Origin of the sequence: Streptomyces sp. 130, assembly GCF_007096885.1 — a bacterium.
GTDB lineage: Bacteria > Actinomycetota > Actinomycetes > Streptomycetales > Streptomycetaceae > Streptomyces.
Genome location: NZ_VJNO01000005.1, coordinates 180969 through 199390, shown reverse-complemented (window position 1 = coordinate 199390; position 18422 = coordinate 180969). Strand labels below are relative to the sequence as shown.

16 protein-coding genes and 1 pseudogene are annotated in these 18422 nt (G+C 70.3%); 5 read left to right on the top strand and 12 right to left on the bottom strand.

Translation table 11 applies throughout. The annotated features are described in order from the left end of the window. Positions 1 to 24: 24 nt before the first annotated feature. The 3 genes and pseudogenes from FKN01_RS07045 to FKN01_RS07035 all read right to left on the bottom strand — a co-directional run bounded on the left by FKN01_RS07045 (position 25) and on the right by FKN01_RS07035 (position 3479). Positions 25 to 567, bottom strand: a complete 543-nt coding sequence (locus tag FKN01_RS07045) for an RNA 2'-phosphotransferase (RefSeq protein ID WP_143617508.1) — start codon at positions 565 to 567, stop codon at positions 25 to 27. A gap of 102 nt (positions 568 to 669) precedes the next feature. Then, positions 670 to 1635, bottom strand: a pseudogene (locus tag FKN01_RS07040) (MerR family transcriptional regulator). A gap of 71 nt (positions 1636 to 1706) precedes the next feature. After that, positions 1707 to 3479 (bottom strand): SDR family oxidoreductase, encoded by a 1773-nt coding sequence (locus tag FKN01_RS07035; RefSeq protein WP_143617611.1) that lies wholly within the window; start codon positions 3477 to 3479, stop codon positions 1707 to 1709. Positions 3480 to 3850: 371 nt separating this feature from the next. On the opposite strand from FKN01_RS07035, the gene FKN01_RS07030 reads away from it, so the two are divergent. From FKN01_RS07030 to FKN01_RS07010, 5 genes are all read left to right on the top strand, one after another. Further along, positions 3851 to 4819, top strand: coding sequence for an ABC transporter ATP-binding protein (locus tag FKN01_RS07030; protein WP_143617506.1), 969 nt, complete (start codon positions 3851 to 3853; stop codon positions 4817 to 4819). Next, positions 4809 to 5717, top strand: a complete 909-nt coding sequence (locus tag FKN01_RS07025) for an ABC transporter permease (protein ID WP_143617504.1) — start codon at positions 4809 to 4811, stop codon at positions 5715 to 5717. The genes FKN01_RS07030 and FKN01_RS07025 overlap by 11 nt, the downstream gene beginning before the upstream one ends. Next, a complete protein-coding gene (locus tag FKN01_RS07020; protein ID WP_143617502.1) occupies positions 5714 to 6625 on the top strand; it encodes an ABC transporter ATP-binding protein in 912 nt (303 codons plus the stop codon). The genes FKN01_RS07025 and FKN01_RS07020 overlap by 4 nt, the downstream gene beginning before the upstream one ends. Before the next feature lie 23 nt (positions 6626 to 6648). Continuing rightward, positions 6649 to 7368 carry an ABC transporter permease gene (locus FKN01_RS07015; protein ID WP_143617500.1) on the top strand — a complete coding sequence of 240 codons (720 nt, stop codon included), beginning with the start codon at positions 6649 to 6651 and terminating at the stop codon, positions 7366 to 7368. Positions 7369 to 7662: 294 nt separating this feature from the next. After that, on the top strand, positions 7663 to 8355 hold the full coding sequence (locus FKN01_RS07010) for a hypothetical protein (protein ID WP_143617498.1): 693 nt from the start codon (positions 7663 to 7665) through the stop codon (positions 8353 to 8355). Between the two features lie 80 nt (positions 8356 to 8435). Here the strand turns inward: FKN01_RS07010 and FKN01_RS07005 are convergent, their stop codons facing one another. From FKN01_RS07005 to FKN01_RS06965, 9 genes are all read right to left on the bottom strand, one after another. Continuing rightward, positions 8436 to 9242 (bottom strand): HAD family hydrolase, encoded by an 807-nt coding sequence (locus tag FKN01_RS07005; RefSeq protein WP_143617496.1) that lies wholly within the window; start codon positions 9240 to 9242, stop codon positions 8436 to 8438. After that, positions 9239 to 10528 carry a serine--tRNA ligase gene (gene serS / locus FKN01_RS07000; protein WP_143617494.1) on the bottom strand — a complete coding sequence of 430 codons (1290 nt, stop codon included), beginning with the start codon at positions 10526 to 10528 and terminating at the stop codon, positions 9239 to 9241. Before serS ends, FKN01_RS07005 begins: the two co-directional genes overlap by 4 nt. Before the next feature lie 516 nt (positions 10529 to 11044). After that, the gene (gene pheA / locus FKN01_RS06995) at positions 11045 to 11980 is read right to left on the bottom strand and encodes a prephenate dehydratase (RefSeq protein ID WP_143617492.1); all 936 of its coding nucleotides are present in this window, start codon (positions 11978 to 11980) and stop codon (positions 11045 to 11047) included. A 60-nt stretch (positions 11981 to 12040) separates the two neighbouring features. Then, positions 12041 to 13327 (bottom strand): iron uptake transporter deferrochelatase/peroxidase subunit, encoded by a 1287-nt coding sequence (gene efeB, locus FKN01_RS06990; RefSeq protein WP_143617489.1) that lies wholly within the window; start codon positions 13325 to 13327, stop codon positions 12041 to 12043. An 8-nt stretch (positions 13328 to 13335) separates the two neighbouring features. Further along, complete coding sequence (locus FKN01_RS06985) at positions 13336 to 15303, bottom strand: copper resistance protein CopC (RefSeq protein WP_143617487.1); 1968 nt, start codon at positions 15301 to 15303, stop codon at positions 13336 to 13338. 14 nt (positions 15304 to 15317) lie between these two features. Continuing rightward, positions 15318 to 15767, bottom strand: a complete 450-nt coding sequence (locus tag FKN01_RS06980; protein ID WP_143617485.1) for a copper chaperone PCu(A)C — start codon at positions 15765 to 15767, stop codon at positions 15318 to 15320. Continuing rightward, positions 15764 to 16417 (bottom strand): SCO family protein, encoded by a 654-nt coding sequence (locus FKN01_RS06975; protein WP_143617483.1) that lies wholly within the window; start codon positions 16415 to 16417, stop codon positions 15764 to 15766. Before FKN01_RS06975 ends, FKN01_RS06980 begins: the two co-directional genes overlap by 4 nt. 69 nt (positions 16418 to 16486) lie before the next feature. Next, positions 16487 to 17227, bottom strand: coding sequence for a YcnI family protein (locus FKN01_RS06970; protein ID WP_143617480.1), 741 nt, complete (start codon positions 17225 to 17227; stop codon positions 16487 to 16489). Between the two features lie 141 nt (positions 17228 to 17368). Then, entirely contained in the window at positions 17369 to 18184 is an 816-nt protein-coding gene (locus tag FKN01_RS06965; protein WP_185992774.1) for a hypothetical protein, read from the bottom strand. Positions 18185 to 18422 lie beyond the last annotated feature (238 nt).

Below are 18422 nucleotides of genomic sequence, written 5' to 3'. Positions count from 1 at the left end.
GGCCTCGCGCTCTCGGGCTCCGGCTCAGCCCGGCAGGCGCAGGAAATCGGCGGGGACGGCGTCCGTGAGCCACACCCCGTTGGCGCTCACCCAGAAGGTGTGGCCCGCGCGATGCATGGCGCCCGCGTCCACGGACAGCACGACGGGGCGCCCGCGCCGGGCCCCCACGCGGGTAGCGGTCTCGCGGTCGGGGGAGAGATGTACGTGGGTACGGTTCATCGGGCGCAGGCCTTCGGCACGGATCGCGTCCAGGGACCGGCCGACCGTGCCGTGGTAGAGGTACGCGGGCGGCTCGGCCGGCGGTAGTCCCAGGTCCACGGCCACGGTGTGGCCCTGGCTCGCCCGGATGCGACCGCCGTCCACGGCGAAGCGCTGCTTGTCGTTGGAGGCGACCACATGGTCGAGCTCCGCCCTGCTGATCGGGAAGTGATGGCGAGCCGCCGCGCTCAGCAGCTCCTCGATCGGGACCCAGCCATGCGCGTCGAGCGTGAGCCCGATCCGCTCCGGCTGGTGCCGCAGGTGCTTGGAGAGGTACTTGGACACCTTGACGGTGCGTCTTTCGTCCATCCCTTCAGGGTGCTCCCGGCACGCTCTCGGTGCATCCCCCTTTTCGCTCGCGTTTTACCGGAATGATGTGCGCGCCGAGGTTTGATCCACAGTCAGCTGTGCTTATCCACAGGCAAATTGACGATGCTGTGGACAAAAACCGTCTAAAATAGGCGATTTGTCCAACCTGCCGCGAGTTTCCGGACGTTGTACCAGCGAGTCCAACGCCCTCTTGTTCACCTCTCGTTCCGAAGCGACAGCGATGAAGGCGTTGACACCACATGGCCCAACCAGGCGCTCAACCACGGCGATTGTCGACACGGGCAGCCACACACAGCCCGCCAGCTCAGTGGAGGCTCCTGCTCCGGTTACTGCATCCCCCACTGGATGGCGCCCGAGTCGGCTCGTCGCCAACTCGCGCCCGCCGCGCGTGAGTCCGGCGTCCGCAATCTGCTGAGCGAGCGGTCTCAGCCGCCGCACCGCCGACGCCGTCTCCTCGGCGCCCGCCTCGGCCGGGGCCCGATGGGCCAGATACCCGGCGGATACGTGCTCGGCCGTGAACTCCAGGAACCGGCAGGCGACTCGCTCGAACTCGCCGCGAAGTTCGCGCAACTGTCCGGTGATCGGGCACAGCGGTACGCCCGCCGCGTGCAACTCCGCCGCGAGCGCGCGCTCCTGTGGAGTCGGCGCGCCGAACTCGTCGGTTCCCCCAGGCAGCTGTTCGAGGATGCCCAGCTCCATCGCATCACGGATGGCCCGGTCGTCGACCTCTTCCCCGCATTCCTACGCCAGTTGGGCGCGGGTGATGCGGCCGGCTCGCTCGACGGCCCATGGTCGGTACGCCTCGCCGACGAGCCCCAGCACACCCCCGAGCCCACGCCCGGTGACCCATGCGTTCAGCAACTCCTTGATGATGGCCGAGGAGTAGCCCTGGCCGAGCGGATCGGCGATCTGCCGGAGGCGGACGAGATGGGCGGGTCCATACACGTTGGCCCGGCCACGACGCTCCGGCGCGGGCAGCAGCCCGCGGTCCTGATAGCCGCGAATCGTACGGACCGTGGCACCCCTCGCGTGCGCGAGATCCTCGATCCGGTATTCCTACACCAACGGTCCTCTCACCGAGCCGGGTTCTCCCTCGGGGCCTGGCGCCCGCGCTCGGCTCACAGCGGCGGCTTCAGCCGGGCGATGCCCCGGAGTACGCCGGGGCCGACGCGGGACAGGAAACGTACGGCGTGGGACTCCGGCGTCACCGGGACCACGGCCTGATTGCGGACGACCGCCCGGAGAACCGCCTCCGCTACCTTCTCCGGCGGGTAGTTGCGCGCCCCGTAGAGCTTGCCGGCGCGCTTCCGCAGCCGTTGTTCCTCCGCCGCATCCGTGCCGGCGAACCGCGCCGTTGCTGTGATACCGGTGTTGACGATCCCGGGGCAGATCGCGCTGACCCCGATCGACTTCTCGGCGAGCTCGGCGCGCAGACACTCGCTGAGCATCAGCACGGCCGCCTTCGACGTGCTGTAGGCGGGGAGGGCGCGGGACGGCTGAAAGGCCGCCGCCGAGGCCGTGTTGACAATGTGCCCGCCCTGGCCGCGCTCCGCCATCTGGCGCCCGAAGAGCCGACAGCCGTGGATGACCCCCCACAGGTTCACATCGAGGACGTTCCGCCAGTCCTCGGACGTCGTGTCCAGGAACGGCCCGGACAGCCCGATGCCCGCGTTGTTGACCAGCACGTCGACGATGCCGTACTCGTCGGCCACCCGGGCGGCAAGCTTCTCCATGGCCTGCTCGTCGCTCACGTCCACCGCCTCGGCCCAGGCTTGCGGAGCCCCTGCCCGCCGGGCCGACTCGGCCGTCCGCTCGGCCCCCTCGGCGTCCCGGTCGACGGCCACCACCCTGGCCCCCGCACCCGCGAAGGCCAGGGCCGTGGCGCGCCCTATCCCGCCCGCCGCGCCCGTGACCAGCACGAGCCGGCCGCCGAACCACTCCGCGTAGGGCCCACCCGCACGGGACTCCACCGGAGCGCCGGTCGCCCGGGCCGACTCGACGGCCGTCACGAACTCCCCGACCCATGAGGCCAGCTGGTCCGGGCGGGTCCGCGGCACCCAGTGCTTGGCGGGCAGCGAGCGGCGGGTCAACTGCGGCACCCAGGACTCGAGGTCGTCGTAGAGCTGCTCCGAGAGGAACACGTCCCCCGTCGGTGTGATCAGCTGCACCGGCACATGCGCGTACGCGTCGGCACGTGGCCTGCGCAGTCGGGAACGGACGTTGTCCCGGTAGAGCCAGGCCCCGTGCGCCGCGTCACTGGGCAGCGAGGACGTCGGGTAGTCGCCCCGGGGCACCTTCTCCAGCCGCTCCAGGATGCCCGGCCATCGCTTGCCGAGCGGCCCGCGCCAGGCCAGCTCCGGCAGGACCGGGGTGTGCAGCATGTACACGTACCAGGACTTGGCACCCTGCCCGAGGAGCTGACCGACCCGGCGTGGGGTGGGCCGGTGCACCCGGCGCTTGATCCAGTGTCCGAAGTGGTCCAGCGAAGGGCCGGACATCGAGGTGAAGGACGCGATCCGGCCCTTCGTGCGGCCGACCGTGGCGAACTCCCAGGACTGGACCGAACCCCAGTCGTGCCCCACCACATGCACCGGACGGTCCGGGCTCACCGCGTCGGCCACGGCCAGGAAGTCGTCGGTCAGCTTCTCCAGCGTGAAGCCACCGCGCAGGGGCTTCGGTGCCGTCGAGGCGCCGTGCCCGCGTACGTCGTACAGCACGACGTGCCACTGGTCCGCCAGCCGGGCGGCGACCTGCGTCCAGACCTCCTTGCTGTCCGGGTAGCCGTGCACCAGCACGATCGTCGGCCGCTCCGGGGCTCCCAGTTCGACCACGCACAGCTCGATGCCGCCGGTGGCCACCCGGCGCTCCCGCGCGCCCGGCAGATCGAGCAGTCGCGGACCGCCGTCCCCCTTGGACCGCCCCGTGCCCGCCGCCCGTTCGCTCTTCCCTCGTGACGCCATGCCACCGCCCGTTCGCTGCCGTGTGCGCTACGTGTTCGTAACGTGACCCCGATGAATGTGACAATGACCGGCGGCTGCGTCAAGGGGCGGACGCAGCCTGTGGACAACTCTCCCGGGGCAGACCGTGACGGCCCTCGACCGGGGTTGCCGTGGTCCTCGATGAGGGCCCCTTACGGGTCCCCTACAACTCCAGTCTGACGCCGATCCAGCCGTCAGGTCTGACGACCGCTGTGGTCCGCGCCACTACCGTCGTATCCGTGAATGTCATCGCTGCCGAAGGTCTGAGTAAACGGTTCCCCCGGGTGACCGCGCTTGACCGGCTCTCCCTGGACATCGGCCCGGGTGTGACCGGGCTGGTGGGCGCCAACGGGGCCGGCAAGTCCACGCTGATCAAGATCCTGCTGGGGCTGTCTCCCGCGACCGAGGGCAGGGCCGCCGTGCTCGGGCTCGACGTCTCGACCAGCGGCCCCGCCATCCGCGAGCGGGTCGGCTACATGCCGGAGCACGACTGCCTGCCGCCCGACGTCTCGGCCACCGAGTTCGTCGTCCACATGGCGCGCATGTCCGGTCTGCCACCGACAGCCGCCCGTGAACGCACGGCGGACACCCTGCGCCATGTCGGCCTGTACGAAGAGCGCTACCGCCCCATCGGCGGCTACTCGACGGGCATGAAGCAGCGGGTGAAGCTGGCCCAGGCGCTGGTGCACGACCCCCAGCTGGTCCTGCTCGACGAGCCGACCAACGGGCTCGACCCGGTCGGGCGTGACGAGATGCTCGGCCTGATCCGCCGGATCCACAGCGATTTCGGCATCTCGGTCCTGGTCACCTCGCACCTGCTCGGCGAGCTGGAACGCACCTGCGACCACGTCGTCGTCATCGACGGCGGAAGGCTGCTGCGTTCCAGCTCCACCAGCGACTTCACCCAGACGACGACGACCCTCGCGGTCGAGGTGACCGACAGCGACGCCCACCCGGACGGCACGGGCGCCCTGCGCCGTTCCCTCACCGAGGCGGGCGTCAAACTCGTCGGTCTCGACGGACTGGACACCGAGGGGCTGCCCGGGGCCGGTCACATCCTGCTGGTCGAGGCGACCGGCGAGGAGACGTACGACCTCGTGCGCGACAGCGTCGCGGGGCTCGGCCTCGGCCTCGTACGGATGGAACAGCGTCGTCACCACATCGCCGAGGTGTTCCGCAGCGACGAGGCACGGCCCGCGGCCGTGCCGGCCGGAGCCGTACTGCAGAAGGGGAGCGGACGCGATGAGCACTGAGACCGGCGCCGCGACCGGGAACGAGACCTCCCGGATCCACAACATCGGCTACCGCGCTTACGACGGCCCGCGTCTGGGGCGCGCGTACGCCCGCCGCTCGCTGTACTCGCAGACCCTGCGCGGCTCCTTCGGGCTCGGCCGGTCGGCCAAGTCCAAGGTGCTTCCCATGCTGCTGTTCGGCGTGATGTGCATGGTGGCGGCGATCATCGTGGCCGTCGCCATCGCCACTCCGGGAACGACGAAACTCCCCATCAAGTACACGTCGTTCGCGATCTACCTGCAGCCCGTCATCAGTCTGTTCATCGCCGCGCAGGCACCGCAGGCCGTATCCAGGGATCTGCGGTTCAAGACCGTACCGCTGTACTTCTCGCGGCCGATCGAGCACGGCGACTACGTCCTCGCGAAGTTCGCCGCCATGGCCTCCGCGGTCTTCGTGCTCACCGGGGCGCCGGTCGTGATCCTCTACATCGGCGCGCTGCTGGGGAAGTTCGATTTCGGCGACCAGACCGAGTGGTTCGCCCAGGGGATGGTTTCCGTGCTGCTGCTTTCCGTGCTCTTCGCCGGCCTCGGCCTCGTGATGGCCGCGTTGACCCCACGCCGCGGCTTCGGGGTGGCTGCCGTCATCGCGCTGCTGACGATCACGTACGGCGCGGTATCGACCGTCCAGGGCATCGCCTGGTCGACGGATTCGGAGGGTGCGGTGCCGTGGCTGGGGCTGTTCTCCCCGCTCACGCTGGTCGACGGGGTGCAGACCGCGTTCCTCGGAGCGAGTTCGGCCTTCCCCGGCGGGAACGGCCCGGGCGCCGGCACCGGCCTCGTCTACCTGCTCGTTGTCCTCGCGCTCGTCGCCGGCTCGTACGCCGTACTGATGCGCCGCTACCGGAAGGTCGGGCTGTGACCACCATCGAGATCGACCACACCTCCCGCTGGTTCGGCAACGTGGTCGCCGTCAACGACGTCAGCATGACCGTGGGCCCCGGTGTCACCGGTCTGCTGGGCCCCAACGGCGCCGGCAAGTCGACGCTGATCAACATGATGGCCGGATTCCTCGCTCCGTCCACGGGTTCGGTCACGCTGGACGGGAAGCCGATCTGGCGCAACGAGGCCGTGTACCGGGAGATCGGCATCGTCCCGGAGCGCGAGGCGATGTACGACTTCCTGACCGGCCGCGAGTTCGTGGTGGCCAATGCCGAACTGCACGGGCTGGGCACCGCCGAGGCCTCCGCGGCACTGGCCACGGTCGAGATGGAGTACGCGCAGGACCGCAAGATCGCGACGTACAGCAAGGGCATGCGCCAGCGCGTGAAGATGGCGTCCGCGCTGGTGCACAACCCGTCCGTGCTGCTGCTGGACGAGCCGTTCAACGGGATGGACCCGCGCCAGCGGATGCAGCTGATGGACCTGCTGCGGCGGATGGGCGCGGAGGGCCGGACGGTCCTCTTCTCCTCGCACATCCTCGAAGAGGTCGAACAACTCGCCTCGCACATCGAGGTCGTCGTCGCGGGCCGGCACGCGGCCTCCGGTGACTTCCGCCGTATCCGCCGGCTGATGACGGACCGCCCGCACCGCTATCTCGTACGGTCGAGCGACGACCGGGCCCTGGCCGCCGCGCTCATCGCCGATCCGTCGACCGCGGGGATCGAAGTGGATCTGAGCGAGAACGCTCTGCGTATTCAGGCGATCGATTTTGCCCGGTTCACCACGCTGTTGCCCAAGGTCGCACACGAGCAGGGCATTCGTCTGCTGACCGTTTCACCGTCCGACGAGTCCCTCGAATCGGTCTTTTCCTATCTCGTAGCGGCCTGAGGCCGACAAGGAGCTGTGACGTCATGTACGACCCCACGGTCGCCCGGCTCACCTACCGGGCGCTGCTCGGCCGGCGCCGGGCCGCCATCCTCTTCGTGCTGCCCGCACTGCTGATCGTCATCGCGGTGGCGGTACGGATGTTCGCGGGGGCCGACGACCAGGTGGCCTCGGACGTCCTGGGCGGGTTCGCCATCGCCACCATGGTGCCGCTGATCGGCGTGATCGCCGGCACGGGCGCCATCGGGCCGGAGATCGACGACGGCTCGATCGTCTACCTGCTGTCCAAGCCGGTGAGCCGTCCGACGATCATCTTCACCAAGCTGATCGTCGCCGTCGCGGTGACCATGGTCTTCTCGGCGGTGCCGACGATGATCGCGGGCCTGATCCTCAACGGCAACGGCCAGCAGATCGCGGTGGCGTACACCATCGCCGCCCTGGTCGCCTCGATCGCCTACAGCGCGCTGTTCCTGCTGCTGGGCACGGTCAGCCGGCACGCGGTCGTGCTGGGTCTCGTGTACGCGCTGGTGTGGGAAGCCCTGTTCGGCAGTCTGGTGCCGGGGGCGCGCACGCTCAGCGTGCAGCAGTGGTCGCTCGCACTGGCGGAGAAGACGGGCGGCAACGGTGCGATCACCTCGGACGTGGGCCTGCCGCTCGCCACGGTCCTGCTCGCCGTGGTCACCGTCGCGGCGACCTGGTACGCGGGACAGAAGCTGCGCACGCTGAAGCTGGCCGGCGAGGAGTGAGCGGTCGGCCCGCCGACATGTGACAACCCCCGGTCGATGGCCGGGGGTTGTCACATGTCGGACAGTACTACGCGTAACTGTACGGTTATCGGTGCGTTGTTCACGGTGCGTGGAGGCAACTGGAATCCGTGGCGTCGTAGCGTTCGTGAACAGTGCAGATGGCCGATTCGGCGGGGCAGGAGCCCTGGTCGGTCGGTTCCTCGAGTGAGTGGCAACCGTGAGCGTCCTCCGCCCCTGAAGCCCGGGGAGAGGGCTGTCCATTTCCGCGAAGCTTTCACGAACGGAAGGCAGCTCATGCCAACGGAAGTCGCTCTGCTCGAATCGCGCGCGCTGCGCGTCGAACAGATGGGGCGCGTCGACGCCCTGGACAAGGTGAAGTGCCTTGTCATGCTCCCGGACGGGATTCACGTTCGCACAGAGGATGTGGCTCGTTACTTCGAAGTATCCACAAGGGCGGTCAGGAGGTTGACCGACCGGCATCAGGACGAGCTTTCCGAAAACGGGATGCGCGTGCTGCGTGGCTCTGACCTGCGAGACTTCCATAGCGACATGCTGTCGCTATGGGGTGGCCGAGAGGGGGAGAGTTATCCACAGGCAGCCACTCAGCTGCGCCTCTACACCCGTCGGACCGTGCTCAACGTCGCCATGCTTCTTCGCGACAGCGACGTCGCCAGGTGTGTGCGTACGTATCTGCTCGACGCCGAGCAGGATCTGCGTGCGGGATACGCGTCGCTCGAACACCGCGTCACCCGGGTCGAAAGCCACCTGGCCGGCGTGGGCACCGCGCTGCAGGAGCTGGGCCCGGTCCTCAGCCGGATGTCGCACCGTCTGGACAGCCTCGACCGGAGGCTGGAGGCCACCCACCAGGTCGTCGGCGCCATGAGCGTGCGGCTCAGCGGGGTGTCCGAGGACGTCATCCGGCTCGACGACCGCATGGACGCCCTGGCGCGCAACCTGAAGGAGCTGAACCGGCGCAACCAGCGCTGATCCGATCCGACAGGCATGGAAAAGGCTCAGGGACCGAGGTGGTGCCCCGGTCCCTGAGCCGCGCGAAGAGGGCGGGCGGTCTACGAGTCCCGCAGCAGCCGCTCCAGCACCACCGCGATCCCGTCGTCCTCGTTCGACGCGGTCGTCTCCTGAGCGACGGCCTTCAGATCGGCGTGGGCGTTGGCCATGGCCACGCCGTGCCGGGCCCAGGCGAACATGGGGATGTCGTTGGGCATGTCGCCGAAGGCGATCGTGTCCGCGGCCTTCACGCCCAGTCGGCGCGCGGCGAGAGAGAGGCCGGTGGCCTTGCTCAGTCCCAGCGGCAGGATCTCCACGACTCCGGGCCCCGCCATGACCACGTCCACCAGATTCCCGACCGCCCCCCGCGCGGCCTTCGCCAGTGCGTCGTCGTCCAGATCCGGGTGCTGTATGTAGACCTTGTTCAGCGGAGCGGCCCACATCTCGGCCGGGTCCTGGACGAAGACGGCGGGACGCGGGCCCTCCTGTACGCGGTAGCCCGGGCCGACCAGCACCTCGCCGTCGAGCCCGTCGCGGCTCGCGGCCAGCGCCAGCGGACCGACCTCGGCCTCGACCTTGGACAGGGCGAGCCCGGCGAGCTGCCGGTCCAGCGTGAGCGACGTGAGCAGCCTGCGCTCACCCGCGTGGTAGACCTGGGCGCCCTGGGCGCAGACGGCCAGTCCCTCGTAGCCGAGGTCGTCCAGGATGTGCCGGGTCCACGGGACGGCGCGGCCGGTGACGACGATGTGCGCCGCGCCGGCACCGGCGGCGGCCTTCAGGGCCTCGCGCGTCCGTGCGGAGACGGTTTCGTCGTCGCGCAGGAGGGTGCCGTCGAGGTCCGTCGCGACGAGCTTGTAGGGAAAGGTCACTTGGCGACCGGCTCCAGAATCTCGCGCCCGCCCAGGTAGGGGCGGAGCACCTCGGGCACCCGCACCGAGCCGTCGGCCAGCTGGTGGTTCTCCAGGATCGCCACGATGGTGCGGGGGACGGCGCAGAGGGTGCCGTTGAGCGTGGCCAGGGGCCTCGTGGTCTTCTTGCCGTCGCGGTTGTCCCGCATCCGGACCGAGAGCCGCCGCGCCTGGAACTCGCCGCAGTTGGACGCCGAGGTGAGCTCGCGGTACTTGCCCTGGGTCGGGATCCACGCCTCGCAGTCGTACTTCCTGGTGGCCGAGGCCCCCAGGTCGCCGCTGGCGACGTCGATGACCTGGAAGGGCAGTTCGAGGCCGGTGAGCCACTGCTTCTCCCAGTCCAGGAGGCGCAGGTGCTCGGCCTCCGCGTCCGCCGGGTCGACGTACGAGAACATCTCGACCTTGGTGAACTGGTGCACCCGGAAGATGCCGCGGGTGTCCTTGCCGTACGTCCCCGCCTCGCGGCGGTAGCAGGACGAGTAGCCGGCGTAGCGCAGCGGCAGCTTGTCCGCGTCGATGATCTCGTCCATGTGGTACGCGGCGAGCGGTACCTCGGAGGTGCCGACCAGGTACTGGTCGTCCTTGTCCAGGTGGTAGACGTCCTCCGCGGCCTGGCCGAGGAAGCCGGTGCCCTCCATGGCGCGGGGGCGGACCAGGGTCGGGGTCAGCATCGGGGTGAAGCCGGCCTCGGTGGCCTGGGCGACCGCCGCGTTGACGAGGGCGAGCTCCAGCAGGGCGCCGATGCCCGTCAGGTAGTAGAAGCGCGAGCCGGACACCTTGGCGCCGCGCTCCATGTCGATGGCGCCGAGCGCCTCGCCGAGCTCCAGGTGATCCTTGGGCTCGAACCCCTCGGCGCCGAAGTCGCGGATCGTTCCGTGGGTCTCCAGGACGACGAAGTCCTCCTCGCCGCCGACCGGCACGTCCGGGTGGACGATGTTGCCGAGGCGGAGCAGCAGGTTCCTGGTCTCCGCGTCGGCCTCGTCCTGGGCGGCGTCGGCCGCCTTGACGTCGGCCTTGAGCTGCTCGGCGCGGCTCAGGAGTGCGGTGCGTTCCTCAGGAGAGGCCTTGGGGATGAGTTTGCCGAGCGATTTCTGCTCGGAACGGAGTTCATCGAAAGCGGCCCCGGACGACCTGCGCCGTTCGTCGGCGGAGAGCAGGGCATCGACGAGTGCGACGTCCTCTCCCCGGTTGCGCTGGGAGGCGCGAACACGGTCGGGGTCCTCACGAATCAGGCGAAGGTCAATCACTCCTCCAGGCTACCGGTGTCGGCTTCACCCACTTGAACCGATAGGAACAAGCGTGGCGCTTTGCCCGAATTGCCGGTATTTGGCATTGTGGAGCGAGTGGGTCACGAGGCTTGCGCGGTGGGGTAGTTGGGCGAGGCTTTTCCACAGGTGTGGCCAGTCCGTCAAAGTTATCCACAGGCTGTGGGGGAAGTCTGTGGACGCGGAGGAGATCATTCCGGGGGCCTGGTGAAAACGCGTGGATTCAAGGTTCAAACCCGTTTTCCGCGCTCGTTCGGGTGGGAATTGCTAGCTCTAAAGAGTTGATCAACGGAATTGGGCTGACACGGCCCGAACAGATGCCCTGTGGAAGGGTGCGAGTGGGCTGTGTCGGTTTGTCGACCATGTCGGATTACGGTGTCGACTTGTCCCCAGGCACGATCCCTCTCCTGTGGATAACTTCTGCCGGAGTCGACAATCCTCTGATCCCACTGGCCCTGTGGACAGGCCGGGGCCTGGACCGGCGGTCCCAGGGTTCGGTCAGGCCCGCCCGTCCTGGCTGCGTGCCAGCCAGTCGGACGCCTCGGTGAACTCCGCGTCGGACGTGCCCGCGCGCAGCGGGCGCACCTCTTCCAGAGTCACACCGGCCCGCGGGTAGGAGCCGAGGAAGCGCACATTGGGGCAGATGCGTTTGAGCCCCATCAGGGCCTCGCCCACCCGGCGGTCGGAGATATGGCCCTCCGCGTCCACCGCGAAGCAGTAGTTGCCGATGCCGGCCCCGGTCGGCCGTGACTGGATCAGCATCAGGTTCACCCCGCGCACCGCGAACTCCTGGAGCAGTTCGAGCAGGGCACCGGGGTGGTCGTCGCCCAGCCAGATCACCACGGAGGTCTTGTCCGCACCGGTCGGCGCGGAGGGCCTGGCCGGGCGGCCCACGAGCACGAAGCGGGTCTGCGCGTTCTCCGCGTCGTGGATCTCGGTCACCAGCGGTTCGAGCCCGTACCTCTCCGCCGCGAACTCCCCTGCGAAGGCGGCGTCGTAGCGGCCCTCCTGGACGAGCCGCGCGCCGTCCGCGTTGGATGCCGCCGACTCCCATACCGCCTGCGGGAGATGGGCGGCCATCCAGTTGCGCACCTGCGGCTGCGCGGCCGGGTGAGCGGTGACCGTCTTGATGTCGGACAGCTCGGTACCGGGCCGTACGAGCAGGGCGAAGGTGATGGAGAGCAGTACCTCGCGGTAGATCATCAGCGGCTCGCCGCTGGTGAGCTGGTCGAGGGTGGTGGTGATACCGCCCTCGACCGAGTTCTCGATCGGTACGAGTGCCGCGGCGGCCGTTCCGTTGCGCACCGCGTCCAGAGCCGCCGGGACGGAGACCATCGGGACGAGTTCGCGGGTGGCGGCTTCCGGGAGCGTACGGAGGGCGACCTCGGTGAAGGTGCCTTCAGGGCCGAGATAGGCGTAGCGCGTGGCGGACATACCGTCACCCTAATGCGCGGTGGCAGCGCGTAAGGCCCGGACGGACAGGCCCTGTGCGGCTCAGGACTCCAGAAGCCGCTGCCCCACGTACTCACCGGCCGCCGCCCCGCCGGGCACCGCGAACAGCCCGCTCGCCTCGTGGCGGATGAAGGGGGAGAGCGCGTCGCCCCGGTCCAGCTTGCGCTGCACCGGGACGAAGCCGCGCAGCGGGTCGGCCTGCCAGCAGATGAACAGCAGCCCGGCGTCCGGGGTGCCGTCCTGGTCGATCCCGTCGTGGTACGAGAACGGCCGGCGCAGCATCGCCGCGCCGCTGTTGCGCTCGGGCGACGAGATCCGGGCGTGCGCGTTGTCCGGGATCAGCAGCTTGCCGTCAGGGCCCGCCTTGTCGAGGTCCATCGCGGTGGTCTCGGTACCGCCACTGAGCGGGGCGCCGTCCGCCTTGCGCCGGCCGATGACCCGCTCCTGGCGCTCCACCGGAAGCTTTTCCCAGTCGTCCAGGAGCATCCGGATGCGCCGGACCACCGCGTAGGAGCCGCCCGCGAGCCATTCGTACGCCGGGTCCTGGCCACCGGGGACGAACAGGCGCTTGTCGAAGTCGTCGTCCGTGGGCTTCGGATTGCCGGTGCCGTCGACCTGGCCCATCAGATTGCGGGCCGTCATCGGCCTCGCGGTCGCTCCGGGCGTGCGGTTGAAGCCGTTCATCTGCCAGCGCACGGTGGCCGTCGAGGCGGCCTCCTTCTGTACGGCCCGCAGCGCGTGGAAGGCGACGAGCGCGTCGTCGGCGCCGATCTGGACCCACAGGTCCCCGTTGGACCGGCGGGCGTCCAGGTGGTCGGAGGAGAACGGCGGCAGCGGGTCCAGCCCCGGCGGACGGTGCGCGGTGAGGCCCGTGCGTTCGAAGAAGGTGGCGCCGAAGCCGAAGGTGACGGTGAGCGAGGACGGACCCGCGTCGAGCGCGACACCGGTGTCGTGTCCGGGCCCGTCCGCCGCGCCTGCGGTGGGTTCACCGGCCATCAGCCGCCGCGCCACCGCGGACCAGCGGCGCATCAGGGCGGCGGCCTGCTTGCGCCCGGCCCCGGGGGCGAGGTCGAAGGCGATCAGATGGCCGGACGCCTGAAGCGGAGTGGTGATCCCCGGTTGATGTTTCCCGTGAAACATCACCTCGGTGGAGCCGACCGTGGTCAGCGCGGCCGGTGCCTGGTCGCGTGTCGCGGCATAGCCGGTGGCGCCCCCGGCCGCTCCGAGGACCAGTCCGGTCGCCCCGGCGGCGCCCGCGGTGCCGAGAAGCCGCCGCCGGGAGAGGGCATGGGTGTTACTGGTGTCGCTGCTCGTGCTTTTTCCGCTCACGGTCCCGCTCAGCCGATCTTCACGTTCTTGTCGACCGTCGTCTGGTCGATGTCGGAGGTCCGTACCGTCACCGCGACCTTCCAGTCGCCCGCGATCGGGAGCTGGAGGCCGGTGGCGGTCCAGTGCCCCTCGGTCAGCCGGACCGGGGCGGCCGGCAGGGGGCCGATGTCCTTGGACTCCAGGGTGAAGGCGATCTTCACCTCGGGGACGTCCATGGGCTTCTTGCCGGGGTCCTCGATCCACAGGTGGATCACGTTGGCGCCGGTACGTCCCGGGTCGATGTCCATCCGTACCGTGCCCTTGCCGTCCGCGCCGCCCGTGTCGAAGGGCAGCGCGAGAGTGACCGGGCCGCTGTCCACAGGCCCGGCCGCCGCGGACGAGGAGCGTGCTGCCTCTTCCTCCGTACGGCCCGGCTCGGTCGACGTGAGGACCGTGGTCACCGCCAGGAGGGCCACGGCGACGCCGACCTCGGCCAGCACGGAGCGGCGGAGCCCCGAGCGGCCGGGGTCGGCGTCGCGTATCCGCTTCTTCTCTGCGGTGGCCACGGCGGCCCGCTGCCGGGCGAGCTGAGCCGCCCGGGCGGGGTCCTCTGCGGGGTCCCCTGCGGCCTCCACTTCGGTCTCGGCCTCTGCTTTGGTCTCGGCCTCTGCTTCGGTCTCGGGCTGCTCTCCGGCGTCGGGCACCGCCGCCGGGGCATCGCCGCCCTCGGCGAGCCTCGCCGTCCACCGCCGCGACATCGACGCGATCCCCACCAGGACGGCGACGAGGCCCACCTTGACCAGCAGCAGCTGCCCGTATCCCGTACCGGTCAGCGCCGACCAGGTGCCGACCTGCCGCCATGACTGGTAGACCCCCGTCGCGACGAGGACGACCACACTGACGAAGGCGATCGTGGAGAAGCGGCGCACCGCCGCCGAGGTCAGGTCGGGTGTGCGGTACAGCGCGGTCAGCAGGGCCACGAGCCCGCCCAGCCAGGCGGCGACGGCCAGCAGGTGGAGCACGTCCACGGGCATGGCGATGCCGGACTGGATGCCCGTCGACGCGTGCTCGGCGAGCGCCCAGGTGCCGGCGATCCCGGCGGCGATGACCACACCGCCGATGGCGAGTCCGAAGGTGAGGTCCCGCTTCTCGCGCGGGTCCTCCCGCTTGGCGTACGTGCCGAACAGCACGGCGACGAACAGCGCACCGGCGCCGAGGAGCAGGAGCCGGGAGACCAGGGCCGCACCGGGCTTGGTGTCCAGGACCGCCTTCAGGCCGTCCAGGTCGAGGACGTCCCCCAGCTTCCCGGAGCCGGTGTACGAGCTGCGCAGGAGCAGCATCGCGATCGTCGCCGCGGTGAGCGTGATCCAGCCGCGTACGACCAGGCGTTGCAGTGGTCGCGCACCCGCCCCGCGTCGCCAGCAGGCCAGGACGAAGGCGGCGCCGCCGGCGAGCACGATGAACCCGGCGTACGCGGCGTAGCGGGCGATGTCGTAGAGCGTGCCGACGAGCCCTCCCCCGGCCTCGCTCTCGGGGAGGGCGACGGTGGTCTCGGAGGGGGCCCCGATGGAGAAGGTGAAGGCGCCGGAGACCGGGTGGCTGTCGGCGGAGACTGCCTGCCAGGCCACGGTGTACGTGCCGTCGCCGAGGCCGCCGCGCAGGGCGACGCCGTACTTCACGGTGGACCCACTGTGCAGGTCGCGCGGGGCGGCCTTGGTGTCGGCGCGTTGGCCCGAGGGGTCCAGGACGCGGATCGAGTCCGCCCCGAGGGCGACCTGCTCGGAGAAGGTGAGGGTGACCTCGGTGGGTGCCGTGGCGACCACCGTCCCGTCCTGCGGGTCGCTCCCGGTGAGCGCGGCGTGGGCCGACGCGGGGGCCGCGACGGCCAGCAGCAGACCGAGCACCGCGCCGAGCAGCGCGGTGAGCAGTCCGGCCGCGGCGAGCGGCCGGCGCAGGGCGGACGGGGGCGGCCCGAAGGGCGGGGCGGTGGCTGTCATGGCGTGTCAGTCCCTCACTGCTTCTTCGGATTGTGGGTGGTCTCCTTCACGGGAAGGTCGACCTCGATCGCGCCGGCCTTCTCGAAGTGCAGTTCCACGGACACCCTCTGGCCCTGCTTGGGCTGCTTCTTGAGCTTCATGAACATGATGTGGTTGCCACCACGTTCGAGATCCAGCTCACCGCCCGCGGGCACGTCGAAGGACGTCACCTTCCGCATGACCTGGTTCTTCGTCTCGTGGATCGTGACGTCGTCCGAGAGCGGGCTGGTGACCGAGGTGAGGCGGTCGTCGCCGGTGCCGTTGTTCTGCACGACGAGGAAGCCGGCCGCCATGTCGTTGACCGGCTGCGGCATGAACCCGCCGACGACCTTCAGCTCCGGCTTGTCCGAGGAGGTCGAGCACCCCGCCAGGGTCAGGCCCGCGGTCACGGCCAGGACGGCGGCGAGGGTGGTGCGGTGGTTCACGGGTTCTCCCCCTTGACGATCTTGGGGAGGTCCTTGGTGTAGTCGTCGGGCGTGGTGTCCTCGCTGTACAGCAGGTAGCCCTTGTCGGTCTTCGGGGAGAAGGCGATGACCTGCGAGCCGTGCATGGAGACGACCGTGCCGTCCTTCTCCTTCTTCGGCGCGGAGATGCCGATGCCGATCTGGCGGGCGCCCGCCTGGATGGCCGGGAAGTCGCCGGTGAGGCCGATGAAGGAGGGGTCCTGCGCCTTGAGCCAGCTGCCGAGGGAGGCCGGGGTGTCCCGTTCCGGGTCGGTGGTGACGAAGACGACCCGGAGGTTGTCCTGGTCGGCCTTGGGCAGGGACTTCTTGGCGATGGCGATGTTGCTCATGATGAGCGGGCAGACGTCGGGGCAGTTGGTGTAGCCGAAGTAGATGAGCGTCGGCTTGCCCTTGGTCTCCTTGCGCAGGTCGTACTTCTCGCCGTGCGTGTCGGTGAGGACGAGGTCCGGCTTGGTGAACGGCTGGTCGAGCACCGTCGCGGCCTGTGTCTTCGTCTGCATCGACACATCGGCGACGGGCTTCTTGCTGTCGTTGTCGCTGCCGCCGCAGGCGGACAGGGTGAGCGCGGCCGCGACGACGAGCGCCGCGGCCGGAACGATCTTCTTAACCATGGAGCACTGTTCCTGAGGGGTCGGTGGAGCGGGTGGGGGCCAGGAAGAGCCTGGCCCCCGTGGGGCCTGTCAGGTCGTACGACGGCGCCCGGCCAGGACACCGAAGGCCACGCCGGCGACGCCGATCACGATGCCGACGATGCCGAGCACCCGGGCGGTGTTGTCCTCGGAGCCGGAGGAGGACGCCGCAGCGGCGGTGGTCTCGCCGCTCTTCTCGGAGGCGCCCGCTGAGGAGTCCGAGGACTTCGAGTCCGCGCCGGCCGCCCCGTGCGCGTCATCGGCCGGGGCCGTCAGCTTGAGGACGGGGGCGGGGCTCTCCGGCTCGTCGGCGCCTTCCTTGGGCTCCTCGATCCAGCGGACGACCTCCTTGTTGGAGTACGTCTGGATCGCCTTGAACACCAGCTGGTCGGCGTCCTCGGGGAGCTGCCCGACGGAGAGCGGGAACTGCTGGAAGCGCCCGGGCTCGATCTTGCCGCCGGTCCAGGTGACCTTGGAGACGGCCTCGTTGATCGTCTTGCCGTGCATCTGCAGCGGCTTGGCCAGCTTGCTCGTCGTCACCTCGATGTCCCAGCCGGGCACCGGCTGCGGCATGACGGACGCCAGCGGGTGGTCGGTCGGGAAGTTCACTTCGAGCTTGGTCGTCGAGGCGTTGTCGCGCTCGTTGGGGACCTTGAAGTCGATGACGGCGTAACCGCCCTTGGCGGCCTCGCCCTGCGGCTGGACGCTGACGTGGGCGGAGGCCGTGCCGGCGAGCAGCAGCACGGTGGAAGCGGCGACGCCGCCGGCGAGGGCGATGCGGGAAACGTTCATGACAGGGATCACTCCACAGGGCACGAAGGGAAGGTGCTCCGGCGCACGGGTGCGCGCCGGTATCGCGACGCCGCTTCCGTACGGACCGCATGCGCGCCGAAGCCCGGAGGGGCCGGTGCGCATCGCGTGGAGGGCGTCGCGTCAGGCTGCGAGAGCGAGCGCGGAGGGCGGTCCGCGCCTGATCACCAGGTGCTGCAACGGATCGCCGGTGGCCGGGCGCGGTGCGTCCACGGCGGTACGGGGGGTGCGCGGCCCGGTCGCGGGCTCGCCGGCCAGGCCGGTGCGCAGGGCGGCGACGAGACGGAACGCGTCCCGCAGCGCCCGGAGCCGGGCCCCGGCCGCGACCAGCTGGGCACCGTGCGCCGAGAGCCGGGCGAGCCGGAAGAGGGCGACCTCGCCCCGCCGGAGCAGCCAGCCGGTGGCCAGGGCGGCCAGCAGGTGCCCGAGGAGCATGGGCAGGCTGGGGAGCGTGTGGAGGAGGCCGTCCGGGGTGGCCCATGGGGGGCCGGAAGGGGCCGCCGCCAGGTGCTGGTGCGCCTGGGCGGGCAGCGCGGCCGGGTCGATGCCGGCGGTGCCGACGATGTGCCGCGCGTCGGCGGCGTTCAGCTGCTGGGGCCCGGCGCCGCAGACGAGGCTCGCCGCGAACCGGATCAGCGCGTCGTCGCCGCCCGTCGCCCCCGGGGCCGTGGTGTGCGTGCCCAGTCCGAACAGGGTGTGCAGCGCGAGCTGCCCGCCGGCCAGGGCCGCGGCGATGGCGGGCAGGGAGCGTTCGCGTCCGGCGAGGGGGAGGGCCACCGCGTAGACGCCGAGGAAGCCGGCGAGCAGTGTCCACCAGGGGACGGTCGCACAGGCGGCAAGCGCGTGCCCGGCCGCGGACAACGCGACGCAGACCGCGGCGAACACCGCGGCCCTCAGTAGCCGTAGACCGGCTCCGGCGCGTCCCACAGACACAGACATGGCGGGCCCATCATCGCACCCGGCCCCCCGCACTCGTACGGCAGGTCCGGAAGGTCGCCTTCCGGGCGAATTGGGGGTGACCAGGCCGTTCGCACGGGTTCCGGCGGCTCTCGGGGCGGGCGTGCCGGGCGGGCGGGACCGGGATACACCGGTGTGGCGCATCCGGCTATCCGCCGAATGGGCGGCGCCAGAGCGCGTGCGTGCTTACGACCACTCCGGTGCGGCAATACGTAGCGGT